This window comes from Pseudomonas sp. P4_C3, assembly GCF_056402075.1.
Genome location: NZ_JBFUIC010000820.1, coordinates 1 through 504 on the forward strand (window position 1 = coordinate 1; position 504 = coordinate 504).

Sequence of the window (504 nt, forward strand, 5' to 3'; positions counted from 1 at the left end):
GGACAAGCATTGCTGAAGGAACGCTGATCCTTGTTGATACCGAGGCTGACGTTCAGTCTGGAAAACTTGTTGTGGCCAAATTGGCTGACAGTGACCAAGCCACCTTCAAGAAGCTCGTAGATGACGGTGGTCGACGTTACTTAAGGCCCTTGAACCCTGCCTACCCTACTGAGATGTGTGCAGAGAGCTGCCGAATCGTTGGAGTCGTGGTAAGGGCGCTGCAAAAGCTATAGGACATTGGCCCCCCCATCTAGCCTGCCTTTAGAAAGCCCGCCATGAGCGGGCTTTTTTCGTCTTTGGTCCTCACAAGTTCTTTCACTTTCGTAAGTTTGCGGCGTGTATTCCTCTTTTTTGTATAAAGATTTTTGCAGCTTGCCGAAATGGACTATCCCAACCCGTCAATTGTTTGACATTTTGTGGTGGCGCTTCCAAATGAAAAAACTAAGGACCACCGTATGCATCGCCCACCTCCTGCAAACTCATCTGAGACTTCATATGCGATTC

The 504-nt window shown here is 49.0% G+C and carries 1 protein-coding gene; it reads left to right on the top strand.

The window, feature by feature from the left end; all coding sequences use genetic code 11:
- A partial coding sequence (locus AC1DVH_RS32640; protein ID WP_477757241.1) for a LexA family protein occupies positions 1-233 on the top strand: 233 nt, incomplete at its 5' end.
- Positions 234-504 lie beyond the last annotated feature (271 nt).